The following is a 19,680-nucleotide window of genomic DNA, read 5'->3' as shown; positions in this document are numbered from 1 at the left end:
TAGATCCAATTATGGGAGTGTGGTATTGATGGGGAGTAACGCCAGAAAGCTGTATAGTTATCATGTATGGGCCAATGAAAAGCTAATAAAGCATTTGAAAGCTCTACCAGATACGACTACATGGACTCAGCAGGTGAAAAGTGTGTTTCCGAGCATTCGGGAGACGCTCTTGCATATCTACAGTGTAGACAACGTATGGCTGTTAACGGTCAGCAATGACACTATCAATATTGACGAGATGATAACCGAGGTTGGCCGTATTCGAACAGAATCGGAAACTTGGAACATAGAGCAATTAGAAGCACAATTTCACACATTAGCTGGGCGTTACGTTGACTTTATGGAGCAGCAGGGCGATCTTGATGAAGCCAAGCAAATCTCGCATCCTCATTATGGGACTTTGGACACCAGCTACTCGGACTTGATTCAGCATGTCGTTAATCATGGCACATATCATCGTGGCAACGTTACAGCGATGCTGCGGCAGTTAGGGCAGGCAGGTACTGCTACTGACTATATACATTATTTGTATGACTTGACGCATCAGTAGTATAGTAATTCGAGGTGAATTCTGGTGGGAACGGGAACACTGTTTTGCCGAGGTTCAATTAGAGGGCTGTTGAAGTCCTCACCGAACGATTGCAATGCAATGCTGTAATTGTCTATTACGGGGCCATAGGTGTCCGTTCACCTTGGCAAAATGTTAATATGAGCCCGCAGGTTCTTCCTAGAACGCTGCAATGTAGGCAGGCGTCGCCAATCAGGCTACCGCCTGCTTTACTATGCGCACAAATGATATCTTAATGCATGTTAAGCAGCTTCAAATAGGTATTAATAAGCTGTGCTGACTTACTGAACTGCCTACTGTTGGCAGGATGCGCTGTGCTCAACTGCCTGTAGTTGGGTGTGAATTATAACAACAACTGCATTGTGGACTCGTCATCCGCGCAATATCGATAACCATTGACATCTTCCCACACTTAATCAAAAGCGATGAGGCGATTTCCAGCGAAATTTTTGATATACTCATATAAATGATAACAATTATCAATTACGAATGTGATGATGGGGCTAAATGATAACGTCATCTCATTGGACTGTAAACAGGCAAACGTCAATTAATCATAAGTGTGGTGGACCTTCATGGATAGTAAAGCGGCAATAACAGAGAACCTATCGTTCCCAGCAGAGGATGTGGATGCATGGATTATTCGACTTAGAGATGTAAATATAATTCATCGCAATTGTGAGGTCCGGTGGACGCAGCAGTTTACCTTTACTCATATTTTAATCATCGTGCTATCGGGGGCTGGAAAAGTAACGATTGGTGAGCAGGAGCATACAGCAAAGAGTGGCTCCGTATTTGCCTGTCCGCCTGGACAGACCTTCGGCGCTTATGTAGCAGCTTCAGATACGATTGAGCTTGTGGCGATCGCCTATGAAGTGCTGGAAGACGGCGGGATGCCTAGAGAGCCTAAATGTGTTGCCCCTCCGCACGACTTATTCCCGAATGAAGGGGAGCTAATGCTGAACGCATCAGTCTCGTGGACGATGTACGGCACCGAACTGTTGAGATGGTTCCAAAAGGGCGATGGACTTGAGCGGTTCCGTGCGCACGCGATGTTTCAGGAGATGTTATATCACATGATGAAACATCTGCGAAATTCCCCTAAGGATAGTCTGACGGCACTGGAAGCAACTAAGCTGTACATGGACAACCATTATGATCAGAGTCTATCGATGGATCAGCTCGCCCGTATGGCGGATATTAGCGCCAAATACTATGCGGAGCTGTTTAAGAAAATGTATGGCATGAGCGCGCTGGATTATTTGACTTCCGTACGAATGAAACGGGCCAAGCAACTGCTTACAAGAGCCGAAATGAAACTCAAAGACCTGGCAGCTCAGGTGGGTTATCAGGACGAGTTTTATTTCAGTCGCAAGTTTAAGCAGCAGGTTGGTGTAGCTCCAACAGTTTATATGAAGAACAGGCAGCGCAAGATAGCGGTATTCGGAGGTATTAACCTGCTTGGGTATCTCGCTCCACTTCATTTTATTCCCTACGCGGCACCCCTTCACCCGAAATGGGGAGCTTATTACTATGATACGTATCGTAATGATATCCCTGTACATCTTAGTGCTTATCGGTACAACGAATACTGGGATGACAACGTTGAGACACTGCGACAGGCGAAACCGGAAGCGATTCTTTGTTATGACAACTTGGAGGCAGAACATAGTGAGAAGCTGCGGGAAATTGCGCCGTTGCTACTAGTTCCGCATCAGTTGAATTGGCGGGATCAACTCATGACAATCGCTGGGCACCTGCAGTTGGAGGAAGAAGCCAGGCGTTGGCTGCATCAGTATGATCACCAAGCCAGCAACGCCGCAGCTATTCTGAAGCAGCGTATTGCGGATGCTACTTGTCTCATCGTGCGTATTTTTAAACATGAATTTCATATTTACAGCAATGAGGCGATGACAGAGGTGTTCTATGGTGATCTTGGTATTCAGTCAAGGTGTCCGTTGCAATCGCCGGAGCTAAATGAACCGACAAGTATCGCTCAACTTCAAGAACTCGATCCAGATTACATTTTAGTACTCGTATGCCAGGAGAATGAGTCGTTAGCACGTTGGAAGGATATTCAAAGCTCGCCAGAGTGGAGCAAGATCAGGGCGGTGAAGTCGAATCGTACTTATCGGATCACTTCTGAGCCATGGCGAGAGAGCTCTCCGTGGTCGCATGAAAGCATCATACAACATACTTTAGAGCTGTTTAATGAAAAATGTCCATGACAATTCCGTGATTCGTCCATGTTTCAGATGAGTCAGCTCGTATATAATTCTCATTGATAATGATAATAGTTATCAATTGGATGCAACAAATAGAGAGGGGATATTCAAGCAATGAAGACAAAGAAAGCTATGGGCTGGGCGCTGTTATTGGCTCTTGTGCTCGTGATCTCGGCATGTGGTTCCAAAACAGATACTGCAGCAACTACGGGAACAGATACAAAGGGGGCTGCCGAGCAAACGACTACAGAACAGCCTAAAGCAGATGCAGCCAAAGAAACCGTTACAATTAAGTATTTAGATAAAGAATATACAGTTCCTTCTAAAGTGGAGCGTGTCGTAATCGCAGGCAGCATGGAATCGATGGAAGATGCTGTTGTACTAGGCGTTGAACCTGTTGGCGGTATTACGGTGGGAGGAAAGTTCCCAGAATTGTTCCAATCTGTTACAGCTAAGACAGAATCTTCAGGGGAAAAGATGCAGCCTAACTTTGAAGCCATTTTGAAGATGAAACCGGACGTTATTCTTGGTTCCACAAAAGCTAAGCCAGAAGTAGGCGAGAAGTTAAACAAAATCGCTACTTATATTCCGGTCTCCCATATTGCAACGGACTGGGAAGCGAACCTGAACTTGCTGGCTGAGTTGACAGGCAAGCAAACGAAAGCAAGCGAAGAACTGGAGAAGTACAAAAAGAGTATCGAAGAGTCGAAGGCTAAAATCGGCGATAGCTTAAAAGACAAGAAAGTAGTAAGCCTCCGTATTCGTGCGGGCAGCATCATGATCTATCCACAAGGCGTATTCTTTAACCCGATATTGTACTCTGATCTTGGATTGACGCCACCAGCAGAAGTATTGGCTGCTAAAGCTCAAGAAAAGGTTTCCTTGGAGAAATTGAGTGAAATAAATCCGGATGTATTATTTGTTCAATTTGCTGAATCTGAGAGCAAAGACAATCCAAACGCTCTGAAAGATCTAGAGAGCAATCCAATCTGGAAGAGCATGAACGCTGTGAAGAACAACAAAGTATACGTAAACGTGGTAGATCCGCTTGCTCAAGGTGGAACTGCGTTAAGCAAGATTAAGTTTATTGAAGCGGCAGCAGAAAAACTGCACAACTAATTAATAGCAAAGCGAGTAGATAACATCATGCGTAGTTCAAAATCGATAACGGCCATCATATTAATAGCGGCTCCGTTTGCTATCGTACTGACCATTTTATTGTCCGTACTGTATGGTGCCAAAAATATCGACGCCAGCACGGTGTGGGAAGCCATTGTCAGATTTGACCCTGATAATGTCAACCACCAAATCGTCATGCACTCTCGCTTGCCACGTGTGATTGGAGCGCTCCTTATTGGGGCGTTCCTTGCCATATCTGGGGCTTTGATGCAGGGGATGACTCGCAACTACTTGGCATCACCTTCGATTCTCGGGATTAGCGACGGCTCGGCATTTGTCATCACCTTGATGATGATTATGCTGCCTGGAGCTTCCTCGATGGAGATGATTATCGGCTCGTTGATTGGCTCCGCGCTTAGTGTAGGCATTATATTTGGGCTGGCGTCCATCATACCGGGAGGTACGTCCCCTGTTCGAATGGCCATTCTGGGCACCATTATCGGGACGTTTCTCAGCAGTGTGTCAGCTGCAGTTGCAACTTATTTTCAAATATCACAAAATATAAGCTTCTGGTATAACGCACGTTTGAATCAGATGGACCCTGAGCTTATCAAATTTGCAATTCCGTTTGCTGTTGTGGGTATAGCGCTCGCCGTCATTATCGCTAACTCTATCACTGTGTTGTCCCTCGGGAGTGAGGTGGCGACTAGTCTAGGACAGAAGACAGCACTTATTAAGATGGTTACCATGCTTAGTGTTATTCTTCTGACGGGGATAGCCGTAGCGCTTGCTGGTAAGATAGGTTTTGTCGGGCTAATTATCCCGCACATTACACGGTTCTTAATTGGTGTCGATTATAAGTGGGTCATTCCTTGCGCAGGGGTTATTGGTGCTGTGTTCTTGGGACTATCCGACGTGTTGAGTCGGTTCTTGAATTATCCGTTCGAGATGCCAGTAGGTGTGGTGACAGCGATTATCGGTGTCCCATTCTTCCTTTATCTGATCCGAAAAAAGGGAGGACGTGAGCATGCCTAGCTTGTTAACGCGCAGCCGGTTCTGGCTCGTTCTGGGAACAGGGATTGCCCTGACATTGATTATGATCTACGTCAGTCTGACGAATGGTGAATTCGATATGACCATTACAGATGTGGTAAACACGCTGTTGCGCCATAATCCTGTGCCAGAACATGATCTGGTCATTTTCGAGTTCCGCCTACCCCGTATCGTCATTGCCGCATTGGTGGGGATTGGGCTTGCCATAGCAGGGACGGTTATCCAAGGGATTTCACGTAATGGCCTGGCAGATCCGGGTTTGCTTGGCATCAATGCAGGCGCAGGGGCTGCCATTGTCATGTTTATGCTCTTTTTCGGCGGTACGCTGAAAGAAGCAGGCTTTGCTTCCGTGATGGCGATGCCACTGTTCGGATGGGTAGGAGGTGTACTTTCTGCACTTATCATCTATGCACTGTCATGGCGTCATGGTCAACTGGACCCACAGCGCTTGCTGCTTGTAGGTATTGCGGTAGGATCAGCATTTGGTGCCTTAACCTTGTTTGTGTCGTTAAAGATGAATCCAAATGATTTCGAAATGGCGACAGTGTGGCTGACGGGCAGTATATGGAATGCAAACTGGATGTACATATTAACAGTTCTTCCGTGGTTGATTTTGCTGATTCCTGTCATTATGGTGAAGTCGAGAGAACTTGATATGTTCATGTTAGGTGACGCGCCATCTAAGAGCCTTGGGGTTCGTCTTGAACGGGATCGATTCTTGCTGCTCTTGTGCAGTGTAGGGCTTGTTAGTGCTTGTGTAGCTGTATCGGGCAGTATTGGTTTTGTAGGCTTAATTGCCCCTCACATTGCCAAACGTCTAGTTGGCGTTGAACATGCCCGGGTAATACCTGTGGCTGGAGTCATTGGCATGCTGCTTGTAGTTGGTTCCGACTTTATCGGGAAGACCGTGTTTGCTCCAGCTGAGCTGCCTGTTGGAATTGTTATTTCTATTGTGGGTGTCCCTTATTTTGTATATTTACTGCTGCGGAGCAAAAAGTAACATTGTTGCCAGCCGTAGAAGTATCACCTTTAATATAATCACACGTTTATGAAGAGGTTGGAGACTTTCTCCGACCTCATTTTGATGTGCTTAGACATTAGACATTTAATAATAAGCCTGACAGGTTTCATTTATTATGTGTTTCCTTTGGCCCAACATACAGGATTAAAATAACAATTGAAGGAAGTAGTTGCATGGATGTTATATTCGGTTTATATATAAAATATACACAGCAGGAAAAGAAACTAGTTTCGACAAATATCGTATATATTCCATATCAGCAGTCATTTTCCACATGAATCATTGCTTTATGTTTTGTCTAATCCTATATATCCGTGATGAGAGGGGGACAAGCTTATAAATATCTATAAGCGTACAAAGGCTATTTTATTATTAATGCTGATGTTTACGGGCCTAGCCTTTGCATTCGGACCAGTCCCTCAAGCGGAAGCTGGCTTTTGGGATTGGGTGACCGGTGTAACTGAGATTCCTTCAGAGGTAGAGCAACTTAGATCTAAGTATGACCAGATGGAACAATCGATTATAAAGAGCGAACAACACTATAGAGAAGCAACGGAGCAGCTAGCCTCTGATAATGAGAAGCTGCGCGGACAAAATGAACAGTTGATGCAGCGTATACTGCAGCTTGAGACGAAGGATCTGGAGCAGAGGCAGCAGGTTCGCCGCATAGCAGCTGTAGTGATTACAGGCATTGGGCTTCTCTTGTTGTATTTTGTATTAACACGTGTGCTGCGTGTCATGGTATGGCAGCGGCGGCGTTAGGGATATGGAGGAATGGAATTGCATATTCAGAGTGAAGCCGAGTCGGTCCTTTCCCAAGCAGTGACGATTCGATTGGAAGATGGAGAGATGCTGAATGTGCTGCATCCAAGGCAAATTATATCGTTTCAGGGACAATCTTCGCAGCGTGAAGATCGGTTTATGGACATTGCAGGAATGTACCGCAAGCGTAAGTTGATCCAATCCAGACTGAGTGGTCCCGCTCAGTTTATGTTGGGTCTTCCTGCTGGTTTCTGTATGCAGACGATTCCGATTACAGCGGGCTCGGATCTGTTGTTTGAATGGAAACATATTTTGTTCTACACGGAAGGTATGCGTGTCGAGCGTAAAGTCCAAACTTTTAAAAACGCGGTGATCACAAGAGAACTTGTTAAAATGAAATTTTCGGCTGAAGACGGCCTGTTAGGCATTGTATCCAATGGTCCTCTTCATCCTATGAAGCTGGATGAGGAACAACCTACTTTTGTAGATATTGGCAGCTTGGTGGCCTATCCAGAAAATGCAACGTTGAAGCCCTGTGTGTACGGCAATTCAATTGCGAGCCAACATATGAACTACCACTGGGAAATGACTGGACAAGGTTATGTACTGCTGCAAACGGGACGAAACGACGGTCAACTGGAGCGGGATATTGAAGGTGATGGTTTTGTCCGGCGTGTGCTAAGAGAAGTTATTCCTTTTGGCGGCGTTCTAATTAGGTAGTGGACAAGACAATAGTCGTTGTCGGAAATGGAATGCGCAAAAGTTTCATTTTCTAAATATGTAGAGCCCCTTCCATAACGACTGCAGCTGCGGTCCTTATGGAAGGGGCTTTATGGTTAGAAGATGTGATTATCGGAGGGAATGGGAAACGACAAGCATAGATGACAACTCTTGCTTATCGTTGCAGCCGAAGCTGCTCAAAAATAGATGTTTTGAATAGCGCATTGTCTACCCCGTCCATCCCGTCTTCTACAAACCACCATGCAGATAATACACTATGGGCATAAGCCCAATCCAACAAGCGTTCGCGATTCAGATTAAGCTCTTCACAGAATATGAACACCCTCCGCTCTGTAACGGCAATTGCTTCTTCAAAGCTGGCAGGCACCTCATTTAACAAGTATGGAATGACTTCATATTCTGCCTCACCGATGATTCCTTTCGGGTCAATTGCGAGCCAAGGTTCACGATGGGAAGCTAATATATTCCCGTGATGCAGGTCCCCGTGCAGCAGCTTCCACTCACGAGTGGAAGAGAGCAGCTCCGCATAGCAGCGTTCGGCTTGCTGCACGACATGCTCCGGCAGCGGACCAGTGCCGCCGTTATACGTCTGGCGCAGCTTAGCGAGCCCCTGCGCCCAATCCGCTACGCTGAGGAAGGGGGACACCGCCCCCCTATCCCAGCGTTTGTTCTCGTGCAGCCGTCGAATGACGGCGGCGGCGGTTCGGGTTGCGACTTCGTCATCCCGAACCGTTCTCAACTCTTGTCCAGGCGCTGCACGCTCTAACAAAAGCACGCCCTGCTCTACATCTGACGCAACAAGTCTAGTTGCGCCCTGACCGTCATAATAATCGAGCGCGGCAAGCTCACTTCGTAGTTCTTGCCCAGGAATACAGAGCTTGAGCACAAGGGCAGTCCCATCTGTATGTTGAGCGGGCGCAACATAATTATAGGAGAGTGTATAGGGGGAACCAGCCTGTATATGCCACTTGGCTTCACAAGCAGCAATTAATCCCCTTAGCCCTGACAACCACTGCGCTCCTTGTTGATCATGTACTGAGAGAATTGTCTGCTTCCATTGCTCAGGAATAGTTATCATTTATTATATCTCACTCCTCTCTTCGTGGTTTCAGGATACCTGTCCTCCATACGCGCTCAGGTCTATCTGAGACGTAGTGTTATTGACCGATATCAATGGTCTGCGTAGTAAGACGGTCCCCAGGCTGCTTGAGCAGATTAATTTGATCACGGGCCTCAGCTGCAATATCTGTTATAATGCCATCAACGCCAAGGGTATAAAAGTGTTCAACAGATTCCACATCGTTGACTGTCCATACGTATATTGGTTTATGAGCCAGCTTTGCGGATGCAATTCGTCTTGCGTTAACAAACGATTCCTCAACAACAAAGAAATCACACTGAAACCGATTCAAGTCTGCAAAGGTTGCAAAAATAAGATATCCAACCTTAAGCTGTGGATTTAAAGCTTTAAGCTGCAGGACGAGGTCGTAATCAAGGCTCTGGAGAATAACTTCAGACTCAATTTTATGCCTGCGCAACGTATCTACAACAGTCGCTGCATAGGTGGACGTTTCCTGACCGTGGGTCTTGAGCTCAATATTAAGCTTGATGCGTCCCTTCGTTTGTTCGATGACCTCATCAAGTGAGGATATCCGATCCACATAACCATCCTGCTTTAACGTGGCCTTCTGGAGTTCCGCTAGCGTAAGGTCATATACATTGACATTGCGACCGGACAGCCGCTTCAAATTGGTATCATGAATAACGGCAAGCTTTTCATCTTTGGTTTGTAAAATGTCGAGCTCAATATAGTCCGCATCTGCACGAATAGCTCCCTCGAAGGCACCGGATGTATTCTCGACACCGGAGCGTACGTCACCTCGGTGGGCCATAATGACAAAGTCATCCTTGGTCTCCCCCCAGTCGGTCAGTGTAGCCGTAATTCCCCATCCTACTGTGAGCAGCAGCAGCATGCTAAACGTTGCAAATTTCCGTCGATGGCGATGTATGAAGGTGCGATTCTGCACGTTTCGCCGTTCCCACTGCGCGGCATCGAGTCCGTCGATGTGGACGTCAATATCGTAGGGATTGGCAAATTTGACATATAAGCAGGTCAGATTGGTCATAAACAGCGGGGTCCACACCAATGACAAGGCATATACGCCGACGCTGATGACAAAACCAAAAGCCAACTCGTTAGCCCAATCTTCGGAAATCAAGCTAAGCAAAACAATAATACCGATCAGCAGCAAGAATACAATAATGATTCCAATAATGCCAAAGACCAGCCATTCCAGAGTCGTTAGAAGCAGTGTCCATTTGCTGCGCCAGAACATACGGCTGCTCTTCTTGAAGGTAGTCCAGAAACGTCCGTTGCGTTCTAATACTAAAATAGGCAGGGCATACATGCACAGCAGATTGAATAGCACCACGACAGTCAGAAATACACCAAGAACAGCAAGACCCCATAAACTTTTCATCAATTCGCCGGTAACAAAGTTGGGCACTCTAATGCTTGGCAGCAGCGAAGCTCCGAATCCGATATCAAGCAGTGGAAACAACAATAATAAATATCCCGCCGCTCCGATACTACCAATTCCAAGCAGCCTGGGCAGTCGAGATATTACTTGGAGCAAGACGGCACGAATACGTGCACGCTGCCCCTGTATACCGTAATACGCAATATAGGTCAGTACCGCAAACTCGGTATAGATGATTATAAAAGCAAGCGGAGCCAACACAATCAGACTTAACAACCCGTAGCGGCTGAACACAAATCGAAGCAGATCATGATTAGCCGCAGCCTGGAAGCCGCCAAGATCCAATATTTTATTAAAAAGGATCGATAAAAAAGGGACAAACAGCCCAATCGTCAGAAGCTTGTATGCAAGCTCAAACAAAATAAAAGAACGACCCGCATGTTTCCATACACGAAACAATTCTCGCGTCATTTGGAAACGAGGGCGTTTGTTTTTGTTACTTAATCTCGCCATGAATAGATACAGTCCCTCATTATTTTAATTTCTATAAATATAACCTCATTATAATCTTATTCGTCAGAAATGCCAAAAAATGTACAGAAAAGGACAATTGATTTGACACAGTAAAATAACTAATGTATACTAACTAACAAAAAGTAACTAGAATAATTTGATAATTAATTATTCCTCATGCACCCTGATTTAGAAGTGATGAAGCCTTAGCGTATTGACGGAAGCATAATGACTATATAGCTATTAAAAGGAGGCACAATATGATGACAGTATCTATTCATCCCAAAGTAATGATAGGTCATGTGCACTTGCTCGTTGCTGATTTGGAAAACATGACGCGCTTTTACCGAGATGTCATTGGTTTTAAAATTGCCGAACAACATGCACAAAAAGTAACCTTTACAGCTGATGGCCGTAAGCCGTTGCTTGTTCTGGAGCAGCGCGAGGGCCTTATATTAAAACCACAGCGGACGACAGGGCTGTACCATTTTGCCATACTGCTGCCGGAACGTGCTGATCTGGCCCGGGCACTATTACACTTGGCGGAGCAGAAGACGCCTATGCAGGGAGCTTCGGATCATGGCTTCAGCGAAGCTTTGTATTTAAGTGATCCAGAAGGAAATGGCATTGAAATCTATGCGGATCGTCCTCGTTCAGACTGGGAGGGCAGAGTGGAACAGGTGGGCACGACTGAGGCACTTCAAGTAGAGGACCTGCTTCGTGCTGCTGAAGGAAACGAATCATGGCTCGGCCTGCCGGAGCAGACAATCATAGGTCATATTCACCTGCACGTTGGCAACCTGAAGGAAGCAGACCGTTTCTTCGTTGGACAGCTGGGATTTAAGATCGAGATGAGCATGGCTGATCATGCGCTGTTTATTGGTGCTGGCGGATATCATCACCATATTGGTTTGAATACTTGGGCCGGAACGGAACGACCACCTGCAAATAGCACAGGGTTGTATCTGTACTCGTTATTGTTTCCAGACTTAGCAGTACTGAACCAGACGGTATCCCGGCTGCAGCAGCTTGGTATCCCGGTAGACACTTCCGCTTTGCATCCGACTATAATCGATCCGACGGGTAGCAGAATTGAGCTGCGAACAATGTAATCCATCATAAGGAAATACAGCGATAACACCTTGCTGAATTGTAAATGAGAAGCTCATTTATGATTACAAGCAGGGTGTTTTTGTGTATAAAAGACATAACCTATGCATAAATGAGGGTAGGGATTGATAGTTGATCGATGTGACGCAGCATTGTTTGTTCTAAGTGAAATTCAAACTTTGACAACTCGTATATATAAGTGTTGACAAACACGTATATACGAGTTAATATTTCCTTGTAAGCGGTAACAGCTAGCTGTTGCTACAAGCGGGGAATGGAAGAGGAGATGACATCAATGGGGAAAAATTACCGTGAGACGGCTGAGCAAGTCATAGAGTATCTTGGTGGCAAAGACAACATTGAACAAGCCGCGCATTGCGTGACACGGCTGCGTATTGCACTTAAAGACGAGTCGCAGGTTCAATTGGAACAGTTGCAATCGGTTTCACTGGTGAAGGGTGCGTTTATGAATGCCGGCGTATTCCAAGTCGTGATTGGACCTGTCGAAGTGGAACGTGTGTATGCTGAATTAATCGCACTTACACAGATGAAGTCAGCGACAGTAGCAGACGTGAAAGAAATGGGATCAAAGAAGCTGAACCCGCTCCAGAAGCTAGTCAAGATATTCTCTGATGTGTTTATGCCTATTTTACCGGCCATTATTACCGCAGGTCTCCTGATGGGGCTAAACAACTTGATTGGTGCCAAGGATCTCTTCTTTGCAGGTAAGAACCTGCTTGAAGTGTATCCGAATTTACAAGGGGTATGGGACCTCATTAATATGATGGCGAACACGTCATTTGTATTTTTGCCGGCTTTGGTCGGATGGTCGGCAACCAAACGGTTTGGCGGCAGCGAGATTCTTGGTATCGTACTTGGACTGCTGCTAGTTCATCCCGATTTGCTTAATGCATGGAACTATGGTCAAGCAGCAGCAGGTCTAGATGGAGCTAAATTGCCCTATTTTGATATTTTAGGATGGTTTTCTATTGAAAAAGTAGGTTACCAAGGACAAATATTGCCGATCTTAGTGGCGGCTTATGTATTAAGCAAAGTAGAACTATGGTTAAAGAAACGTGTACCAAGTGCGATTCAGCTGCTTGTCGTACCGATTACCTCAATTGTTGTTACAGGTGTACTCGCCCTCGGCGTTATCGGTCCTGTAACAAGACATATCGGTAACTTGCTCGCGGACGGAATCGTATACGTATTTGATTTTGCTCCGGTATTAGGCGCATTGTTGTTCGGCGCTCTTTATGCGCCGTTAGTAATAACGGGAATGCATCACATGTTTATCGCGATTGACCTTCAGTTGATCACACAGAATGGCGGCACATTTATTTGGCCGATGATTGCCCTTTCTAATATTGCACAAGGCAGCGCAGCACTGGCAATGTTCTGGATCTCGAAGAAGCAGAATGACAAGAGCATGGCGTCGACGTCTGCTTTGTCCGCCTACTTCGGCATCACGGAGCCAGCGATGTTTGGGGTCAACTTGTCGAATAAATATCCGTTTTATGCGGCGATTATCGGATCGGCGACAGCCGCCATATTTATTACGCTCAATGACGTACTGGCGCCTGCAATTGGGGTTGGCGGACTGCCGGCATTTATCTCAATTATGCCAAATTCCATGGCCAGCTTCTTTGTCGGCATGGTGATTGCCGTTGTTATCCCAGTCGTAATGACCTTTGTACTGTCACGTTCCAAACGTTTAAACAATAAGGCATAATACACGTTCTGTTTCATTATAGGCTGTCCCGAAAGTGTCGCAGGAAATGAGGGATAGCCCCTTTTGTTAGAGGGATAGGGTACAAGTGGGTGCATGTCAGTTGATCAACGCTTAATTGCGTTATAGGAATATAGACTTGAACCGTTATGACTTGAACATCACCAAATATAGATAAGGTCGGAACGTGAGGGAAACCTTATCGTCTCCGATAAATGGATAAGTATAGAGATAGGAGTGACCGGATATGGACTGCATGCAGAGCGAGAAACAACAACTGTCAACGGACCGGGTAACAGGTTCTGATCATAAGGAAGCGTGGGCGATGGATGAATGGCGCAAGTCGGTTGTGTATCAAATCTACCCTAAGAGTTTTAAGAGCAGCAATGGACAAGCGACGGGCGATTTAAACGGTGTGACGATGAAGCTTGACTACTTAAAGCAGCTTGGCGTGGATTATATCTGGCTTACGCCGATATACAAGTCGCCGCAGCGGGACAACGGATATGATGTCAGCGACTACTTCGCGATTGATGAGAGCTATGGCACGATGGCCGATTTTGAACGTTTGGTGGCAGAGGCGGAGCAGCGTGGTATTCGAATTATGCTTGATATTGTAGTGAATCACACTTCTACGGATCACCATTGGTTCCGTGAGGCGATTAAAGATCAGGCGGGGCCTTATCGCGAGTACTACATCTGGCAGGATGAGCCCAACCAATGGCAGTCCAAGTTCGGCGGCTCGGCATGGGCACATGACGAAGTCTCGGGTCAGCATTATTTGCATTTGTTTGATACCTCACAAGCCGACTTAAACTGGGAAAATGAAGAGCTTCGCCGTGATGTGTATGAGATGATGCGCTTTTGGGTGAAGAAGGGTGTGACGGGCTTCCGGCTGGACGTTATTAATCTCATCTCCAAAGATCAGGCATTTCCAGATGACATCGGCTCAGATGGAACGGTTGGAGATGGGCGCAAATATTATACAGATGGACCACGCGTGCACGAATATTTACAGGAAATGAACCGTGAGGTGTTTGCCGGCAAGGACCTATTAACGGTCGGAGAGATGTCCTCCACGTCGATAGATAGCTGCATTAAATACTCAAATCCTGTGCGCGGCGAACTCTCTATGACGTTCAGCTTCCATCATTTAAAGGTGGATTACCCAAATGGAGAGAAATGGTCGCAGGCAGAGTTTGACTTTGAGCAATTAAAGCAGATTATGTCCGAGTGGCAGGAAGGCATGTATGCAGGCGGAGGTTGGAACGCGCTGTTCTGGTGTAATCATGACCAGCCGCGCATCGTATCCCGCTTTGGGGACGATGGTGAATACCGAGAGCTGTCAGCCAAGATGCTGGCTACTTCACTGCACATGCTTCAGGGCACACCTTATATTTATCAGGGTGAAGAGATTGGGATGACCAATCCGAAGTTTGAATGTATTGAAGATTATCGTGACGTGGAGACGTTGAATATATTCGATCTGAAACGTAAAGAGGGGATACCGCTTCATGAACTGATGGCCGCCATTCAGCAGAAGTCGCGTGACAACTCTCGTACCCCCATGCAATGGGACGATTCGGAGTATGCTGGTTTCTCTGATCACGAGCCGTGGATTCAAGCAGCGTCGAATTATAAAGATGTAAACGCAAAGAACGCGCTCTTACGGCCTGATTCTGTCTTTTATTACTATCAGAAGCTCATTCAGCTGCGTCACGAGATGCCTGTCATTACGATGGGGAGATACGAACGTTTGGACCAGAACGACAAGCAAGTATGGGCATATGCAAGAGTGATGGAGCACGAAGCGCTGATCGTGCTTAACAATTACTACGGCAAGTCGGTTTCTTTTACACTGGATGAAAAGGTGAAGGACTTGTATGTTGGTTGGGGCTGCGAAATGCTGCTGAGCAATTACGAACATGCGGATACAGCACCAGGAGAAGAGGCTTCATGCTTAGGACAAATAAATTTAAGACCTTATGAATCCGTTGTGTATTATCTTAAAAAATAACGGGGCAGATGATTCGGACGGCAGGAGTATGATACGATAGTTCCAACCAGAACGTTGGCAGGAACGAGGGATGACGTCGTGAGCAAGTACGAACATATTATGGATGAAATTATTCAACATATCGAGAATGGAAAGTGGAAAGATGGTGTCAAGATTCCATCGGAGACAGAATTGATGGAGGGCTACGCGGCGAGTCGCGGTACGGTGCGCAAAGCCGTGGATCTGCTTCAGGAACGCGGCTACGTCCAGAAGATACACGGCAAAGGTGTGTATGTCACCCGCAAGAAAAATATCGAGCTTAGCTTTGGCGGAATTGTCAGCTTCAAGGAAGCGAATGAACGGTTAAAGCGCGGCTTTACGACTCATGTAAAAGAGATATTACATCTTAAGGCAGATCGGGAGACAGCCAAGCTGCTTGGCGTGAAGTCAAAGACAGATCTGCATTTGATCAAGCGAGTCAGACGGACGGAAAATGAGAATGTCATACTAGACATCAATTATTTTGTGACCGATATGATAAGCGGGCTGACCAAAGAGATTGCGGAAGACTCCATTTATGCATACATTGAACAGCAGCTTCGTTTGCAGATCAGCTATGCGCATCGTGTCATAGAGGTTCAGCCGTGTGGGGACGACGATCGCAGATATCTGGATTTGAATGGCACAGACTATGTTGTAGTCGTCAAAAATTTTACGTATTTATATGATGGCACACAGTTTGAATATACGGAATCACGACATCGTCTGGACAAGTTCTACTTTTCCGATGTGGCGCGCAGAATGTAAGCTTTGGTTTCCCAGAAGAGCAGCCTAGATTCACTTCTTAAGGCATGAACTAATCGACCTTCCTAACCCAATAGCATACTGCTGCATAAAAGGCTGCCCGCAATTTATTCATGAAGAATGAACTGCGGGCAGCCTTTATGAATTACAGATCGATCAGCTTACTTATAACTGTGATCCTGGTGGGCTCAGAAAGCATTATAGCTGACATACTCCCCAACGGGTTTGCGGTATCCACGTGGTCTGCGGCTGGAGGTATCTTCTTTACCAATTGTAATCAACATGACGGGCACATGGGTATCCGGCACACTCAGAATGGAACGCATGAGCTCAGGATCAAAGCCAATCATCGGGCAAGTATCCCAGCCTTTGTCCTTGGCAATGAGCATTAGCTGCATGGCTGACAGACTTGCATTGCGAATAGCGTCTTCGCGTTGGAATGCTTCGCCTCTTTGCTCATAGAATTGCGTCGTGCTCTCTACGTTCATATCGTACTCTTGTTTCGTCCATATCCCAAGGTGCAGCATGCCTTCATAAATGCTGGCAGCCTGCTTGTGCGCTTGCGTGTCCCCGAGCACAAGTATAGCGGCCGAAGCCGTTTTGACTTTATATTGTTTGTTGGCAGCTTCATATATTTGATCCAGCTTCTCGCGGTCTGTAACAGCAATGTAACGTGTGTGCTGCAGATTAAAGGCAGAAGGTGCATACTTGGTTAATGAAAAGATGTCTTCAAAATCCTGCCTGTTAATTTCAACATCAGTCTTAAATTTATTCGCGGAACGACGATCTTTAACAATAGTTTCAAATGTATGCATGGGGATGGCTCCTTAGTATGTATATTTTCGGTTACAATTAATAGATTAGTTCCAGTGTATCATATAAACTATATAAAAGTAAGTAGTTAAAATAAATTCACTAAGTTATCACATAGAATGGAAACTGATCTTCGTAATTAGGGGAATCCTTCCTTACGAATCTTGTATTATTAAATAGATTTAGGCTATAATCGGGAAGGTGTTTTATATTACATATATTCTATCGAGAGGGGAATATTGGTGAAGACTAGCAAATGGAATATGTTGAAGCGTAGTGTGGCTAGTGGCTTAATTGCCTTGATCGCTATATTGGGTGTCGTCGTACCCGTACAAGCAAATGAGGCGTCTGCTTCTGTACCACAAATTAGCCCATGGTCGATCAAAGTTTTAAATGAAGGGGAAAAGTATGGCATATTCCCACTAACGTGGTACTATGACGGCACTTTCCAGAAACCAATCACACAAGACAAGTTTCAATCTCTTATAACAGCGACATCTACCAAGCTGGATGCACTGGCACTAAAGAAAAAACATACTTTTGCTGCACCTCATGTTACTGGCATGATTACTAGAGAAACGGTTATGACTTCCGTGTACAGTGTGTTGGCACAGTACGAATGGCCTGAAACATTGGAAATTGATAAATATGAGCCGATCGCTTATTTGCAGACGAAAGGCATTATTAACGGTACAGGTAAAGGGCTTGATCTGAATAAGCCAAGCACGGTCGAGCAGGCGGCTGTTATGGCCAGCCGACTTGTTGAATATGCTTATGATGCTGTCGGAGGCGGGTCAAAAGGACTGCTGTGGAAAGCAACAAAAGGAAATAATACAATGTATTTGCTAGGCTCGATTCACTTGGGTGACCCTGTTATGTATCCGATGCAAAAGAGTGTTAGAGATGCATTTAAACAGTCGGACTCCCTGTGGGTAGAGGTGGATCTGCAAGGCAATCCAGATGCAATGGCTGAATTCAGCCAATTGATGTTTTATACGGACGGCACAAAGCTGAGTGAGCATATCTCGAAGGAAACTTACGAGAAGCTGCAGAAGGCGCTCGACAAATTAAACGTGTCAAAAGATGCATTTGATTCTTTCAAGCCATGGGCGATCTCCAATAATCTCTCTATGTCCATGATGACAGGATCTTCTGACGAGATGGTGCAGGCGGCAGCACTAGGAATCGATATGTACTTTACTTCGTCAGCATTATTGACGGGCAAGCCGATTCATGAGCTTGAAGGATTGAAGCTGCAGGGCGATCTCTTTAACAACGTGCCGGCTGCTGTGCAAGAGAAAGAGTTAAATGATGCGTTGGATCAGATTCTAACCCCGACTGAGAAATCGAACGAAGTGTTAGAAGCGTTTAAGGGATGGCAGAAGCAATGGGCGAAAGCTGAACTTGAGCAATTTACGAAGTCTTTCACTAGCTCGGAAGATATGGTACAAAGCGAACAGGCTCAGCGATTATTCGGGGAACGCGATAAAAATATGGCGAAAAAGCTGATGGAACTGCTGGACAAGGAAGGCTCTTCCACTCATTTTGTAGTTGTCGGCGCAGGCCATTTTGTTATTAAGGATATGATTATTGATCAATTAAAGGCAAAAGGTTACGATGTTCAGTTCGTGAAATAACACCAGCAAGCAAGAGAGGCAGCTCTACGTTATCCATGATGACGAGGAGCTGCCTCTCTTTTTATGTTCATCCCATTTAGAAAGTTATAGGTTGTATAGGTTTAGGGAATAGTATTAAATTGGTAATAAGAGAAAAGGAGGCAAAACTTATGACAACGTGGTCATCAGAGCAGGCGAAAAGTGCAGTTTTATTTCTAAAGCAGGAAGCACGACCGTTAGAAAGAGTGCTGTATGAGTGGGAGTTTGAAGCGGGTTCGGTTGAGGCGGTTATCGAGCAGTTGGCTTTATTTCAAAATAAAGATCGCGGGTTCGGCAAAGCACTCGAACCGGATATTCGAATGAACAATTCATCGGTTATTGCAACCACTGTAGCGCTGCAAACGATGTCATATGTGAACTTGCCCGTAGAGCATCCACTAGCAGCTGATGCGATTACCTATTTGCTGGATGCTTACCAGACAGGCAAGCAAGGCTGGAACATCGTACCAGACGAGGTAGACGAGCATCCGCGCGCACCGTGGTGGGATTATCGCGATATCTACGACGGGTGGGGCAATCCGAACCTTGAGATTGTCGGTTACCTTTATGAATACCCTCACGTTGCGATGGAGTTCAGGGAGAAGATTACCGAGCATGCCGTACAATATTTGTTGGATCGTTCCCCATTGAACGAATTCCATGAGCTGTTGTGTACATTGCGTATGGCTGCTCGATTGCCGCAGGAGGAACTGGAACACATTCGTCCACAGATCGAAACGATGGTCCAGCAATGTGTCGTTGTAGATCCTGAGGCCTGGAACGGATACTGCCTCACACCGCTGCAAGTTGCCGACAGCCCAGATTCTCCGTACTATGAACAATTCGCAGCTATACTTCCAACGAATCTGGAGTTTCTGATTCGGCAGCAGCAGCCGGATGGAGCTTGGCACCCAGCATGGTCATGGGGGCAATACGAATCGGAATGGCCGCAAGCGAAGCGGGAATGGCAGGGCGTTCTGACGCTTCAAGCGCTCCGCACCCTGCGGGCTTATGGACTATTGGCACTACAATAGAAGAACGTCCGACGATTGCATGGGTCGTCGGACGTTCTAGTTATGACTGTAGAGCTA

The 19,680-nt window shown here is 46.0% G+C and carries 16 protein-coding genes; 13 read left to right on the top strand and 3 right to left on the bottom strand.

All coding sequences use genetic code 11. The annotated features are described in order from the left end of the window. Positions 1–28: 28 nt before the first annotated feature. The 7 genes from MH117_RS16885 (at position 29) to MH117_RS16855 (ending at position 7,468) form a co-directional block, all read left to right on the top strand. A complete protein-coding gene (locus tag MH117_RS16885; RefSeq protein WP_239330365.1) occupies positions 29–550 on the top strand; it encodes a DinB family protein in 522 nt (173 codons plus the stop codon). A gap of 593 nt (positions 551–1,143) precedes the next feature. Further along, on the top strand, positions 1,144–2,796 hold the full coding sequence (locus MH117_RS16880; protein ID WP_239330362.1) for an ABC transporter substrate-binding protein: 1,653 nt from the start codon (positions 1,144–1,146) through the stop codon (positions 2,794–2,796). A 111-nt stretch (positions 2,797–2,907) separates the two neighbouring features. After that, the gene (locus MH117_RS16875; protein WP_239330359.1) at positions 2,908–3,912 is read left to right on the top strand and encodes an ABC transporter substrate-binding protein; all 1,005 of its coding nucleotides are present in this window, start codon (positions 2,908–2,910) and stop codon (positions 3,910–3,912) included. A 27-nt stretch (positions 3,913–3,939) separates the two neighbouring features. Continuing rightward, the gene (locus MH117_RS16870; protein ID WP_239330357.1) at positions 3,940–4,947 is read left to right on the top strand and encodes a FecCD family ABC transporter permease; all 1,008 of its coding nucleotides are present in this window, start codon (positions 3,940–3,942) and stop codon (positions 4,945–4,947) included. Further along, the gene (locus MH117_RS16865; protein WP_275444693.1) at positions 4,940–5,965 is read left to right on the top strand and encodes a FecCD family ABC transporter permease; all 1,026 of its coding nucleotides are present in this window, start codon (positions 4,940–4,942) and stop codon (positions 5,963–5,965) included. The genes MH117_RS16870 and MH117_RS16865 overlap by 8 nt, the downstream gene beginning before the upstream one ends. Before the next feature lie 396 nt (positions 5,966–6,361). Then, positions 6,362–6,748, top strand: a complete 387-nt coding sequence (locus tag MH117_RS16860; RefSeq protein WP_239330355.1) for a coiled-coil domain-containing protein — start codon at positions 6,362–6,364, stop codon at positions 6,746–6,748. Between the two features lie 12 nt (positions 6,749–6,760). Then, positions 6,761–7,468 (top strand): AIM24 family protein, encoded by a 708-nt coding sequence (locus MH117_RS16855; protein ID WP_239330353.1) that lies wholly within the window; start codon positions 6,761–6,763, stop codon positions 7,466–7,468. Between the two features lie 175 nt (positions 7,469–7,643). On the opposite strand, the gene MH117_RS16850 is transcribed toward MH117_RS16855, so the two are convergent. Then, positions 7,644–8,567 (bottom strand): aminoglycoside phosphotransferase family protein, encoded by a 924-nt coding sequence (locus MH117_RS16850; protein WP_239330351.1) that lies wholly within the window; start codon positions 8,565–8,567, stop codon positions 7,644–7,646. 79 nt (positions 8,568–8,646) lie between these two features. Then, positions 8,647–10,482: a glycerophosphodiester phosphodiesterase gene (locus tag MH117_RS16845; RefSeq protein ID WP_239330349.1), complete on the bottom strand. Its 1,836-nt coding sequence runs from the start codon at positions 10,480–10,482 to the stop codon at positions 8,647–8,649. A gap of 263 nt (positions 10,483–10,745) precedes the next feature. Here MH117_RS16845 and MH117_RS16840 point away from each other — a divergent pair, with 263 nt between their 5' ends. The 4 genes from MH117_RS16840 to treR all read left to right on the top strand — a co-directional run bounded on the left by MH117_RS16840 (position 10,746) and on the right by treR (position 16,124). Further along, complete coding sequence (locus tag MH117_RS16840; protein WP_239330347.1) at positions 10,746–11,594, top strand: VOC family protein; 849 nt, start codon at positions 10,746–10,748, stop codon at positions 11,592–11,594. 293 nt (positions 11,595–11,887) lie between these two features. Then, positions 11,888–13,324, top strand: a complete 1,437-nt coding sequence (gene treP, locus MH117_RS16835; RefSeq protein WP_239330345.1) for a PTS system trehalose-specific EIIBC component — start codon at positions 11,888–11,890, stop codon at positions 13,322–13,324. A 322-nt stretch (positions 13,325–13,646) separates the two neighbouring features. Then, the gene (treC, locus tag MH117_RS16830) at positions 13,647–15,338 is read left to right on the top strand and encodes an alpha,alpha-phosphotrehalase (protein ID WP_239330706.1); all 1,692 of its coding nucleotides are present in this window, start codon (positions 13,647–13,649) and stop codon (positions 15,336–15,338) included. Between the two features lie 54 nt (positions 15,339–15,392). Then, positions 15,393–16,124 (top strand): trehalose operon repressor, encoded by a 732-nt coding sequence (gene treR, locus MH117_RS16825; RefSeq protein ID WP_275444692.1) that lies wholly within the window; start codon positions 15,393–15,395, stop codon positions 16,122–16,124. Positions 16,125–16,309: 185 nt separating this feature from the next. Here treR and MH117_RS16820 read toward each other — a convergent pair whose 3' ends face one another. Further along, on the bottom strand, positions 16,310–16,936 hold the full coding sequence (locus tag MH117_RS16820) for a nitroreductase family protein (protein ID WP_239330344.1): 627 nt from the start codon (positions 16,934–16,936) through the stop codon (positions 16,310–16,312). Between the two features lie 240 nt (positions 16,937–17,176). On the opposite strand from MH117_RS16820, the gene MH117_RS16815 reads away from it, so the two are divergent. Both MH117_RS16815 and MH117_RS16810 read left to right on the top strand, forming a co-directional pair. After that, positions 17,177–18,571 carry a TraB/GumN family protein gene (locus MH117_RS16815; protein ID WP_239330342.1) on the top strand — a complete coding sequence of 465 codons (1,395 nt, stop codon included), beginning with the start codon at positions 17,177–17,179 and terminating at the stop codon, positions 18,569–18,571. 149 nt (positions 18,572–18,720) lie between these two features. After that, a complete protein-coding gene (locus tag MH117_RS16810) occupies positions 18,721–19,623 on the top strand; it encodes a hypothetical protein (RefSeq protein WP_239330341.1) in 903 nt (300 codons plus the stop codon). The last annotated feature ends 57 nt before the right edge of the window (positions 19,624–19,680 follow it).

This window comes from Paenibacillus sp. ACRRX (assembly GCF_022346885.1).
In the GTDB taxonomy this organism is placed as follows: Bacteria; Bacillota; Bacilli; order Paenibacillales; family Paenibacillaceae; genus Paenibacillus_B.
Note: the sequence above shows the minus strand (reverse complement) of the source record. Positions and strands in the feature narration are given on the sequence as shown.

Excerpts from the sequence above, each read along its gene's own strand:
- MH117_RS16885 (WP_239330365.1), top strand. The coding sequence starts at position 29 with ATGGGGAGTAACGCCAGAAAGCTGTATAGTTATCATGTATGGGCCAAT.
- MH117_RS16880 (WP_239330362.1), top strand. The coding sequence starts at position 1,144 with ATGGATAGTAAAGCGGCAATAACAGAGAACCTATCGTTCCCAGCAGAG.
- MH117_RS16875 (WP_239330359.1), top strand. The coding sequence starts at position 2,908 with ATGAAGACAAAGAAAGCTATGGGCTGGGCGCTGTTATTGGCTCTTGTG.
- MH117_RS16870 (WP_239330357.1), top strand. The coding sequence starts at position 3,940 with ATGCGTAGTTCAAAATCGATAACGGCCATCATATTAATAGCGGCTCCG.
- MH117_RS16865 (WP_275444693.1), top strand. The coding sequence starts at position 4,940 with ATGCCTAGCTTGTTAACGCGCAGCCGGTTCTGGCTCGTTCTGGGAACA.
- MH117_RS16860 (WP_239330355.1), top strand. The coding sequence starts at position 6,362 with ATGCTGATGTTTACGGGCCTAGCCTTTGCATTCGGACCAGTCCCTCAA.
- MH117_RS16855 (WP_239330353.1), top strand. The coding sequence starts at position 6,761 with ATGGAATTGCATATTCAGAGTGAAGCCGAGTCGGTCCTTTCCCAAGCA.
- MH117_RS16850 (WP_239330351.1), bottom strand. The coding sequence starts at position 8,567 with ATGATAACTATTCCTGAGCAATGGAAGCAGACAATTCTCTCAGTACAT.
- MH117_RS16845 (WP_239330349.1), bottom strand. The coding sequence starts at position 10,482 with ATGGCGAGATTAAGTAACAAAAACAAACGCCCTCGTTTCCAAATGACG.
- MH117_RS16840 (WP_239330347.1), top strand. The coding sequence starts at position 10,746 with ATGACAGTATCTATTCATCCCAAAGTAATGATAGGTCATGTGCACTTG.
- treP (WP_239330345.1), top strand. The coding sequence starts at position 11,888 with ATGGGGAAAAATTACCGTGAGACGGCTGAGCAAGTCATAGAGTATCTT.
- treC (WP_239330706.1), top strand. The coding sequence starts at position 13,647 with ATGGATGAATGGCGCAAGTCGGTTGTGTATCAAATCTACCCTAAGAGT.
- MH117_RS16820 (WP_239330344.1), bottom strand. The coding sequence starts at position 16,936 with ATGCATACATTTGAAACTATTGTTAAAGATCGTCGTTCCGCGAATAAA.
- MH117_RS16810 (WP_239330341.1), top strand. The coding sequence starts at position 18,721 with ATGACAACGTGGTCATCAGAGCAGGCGAAAAGTGCAGTTTTATTTCTA.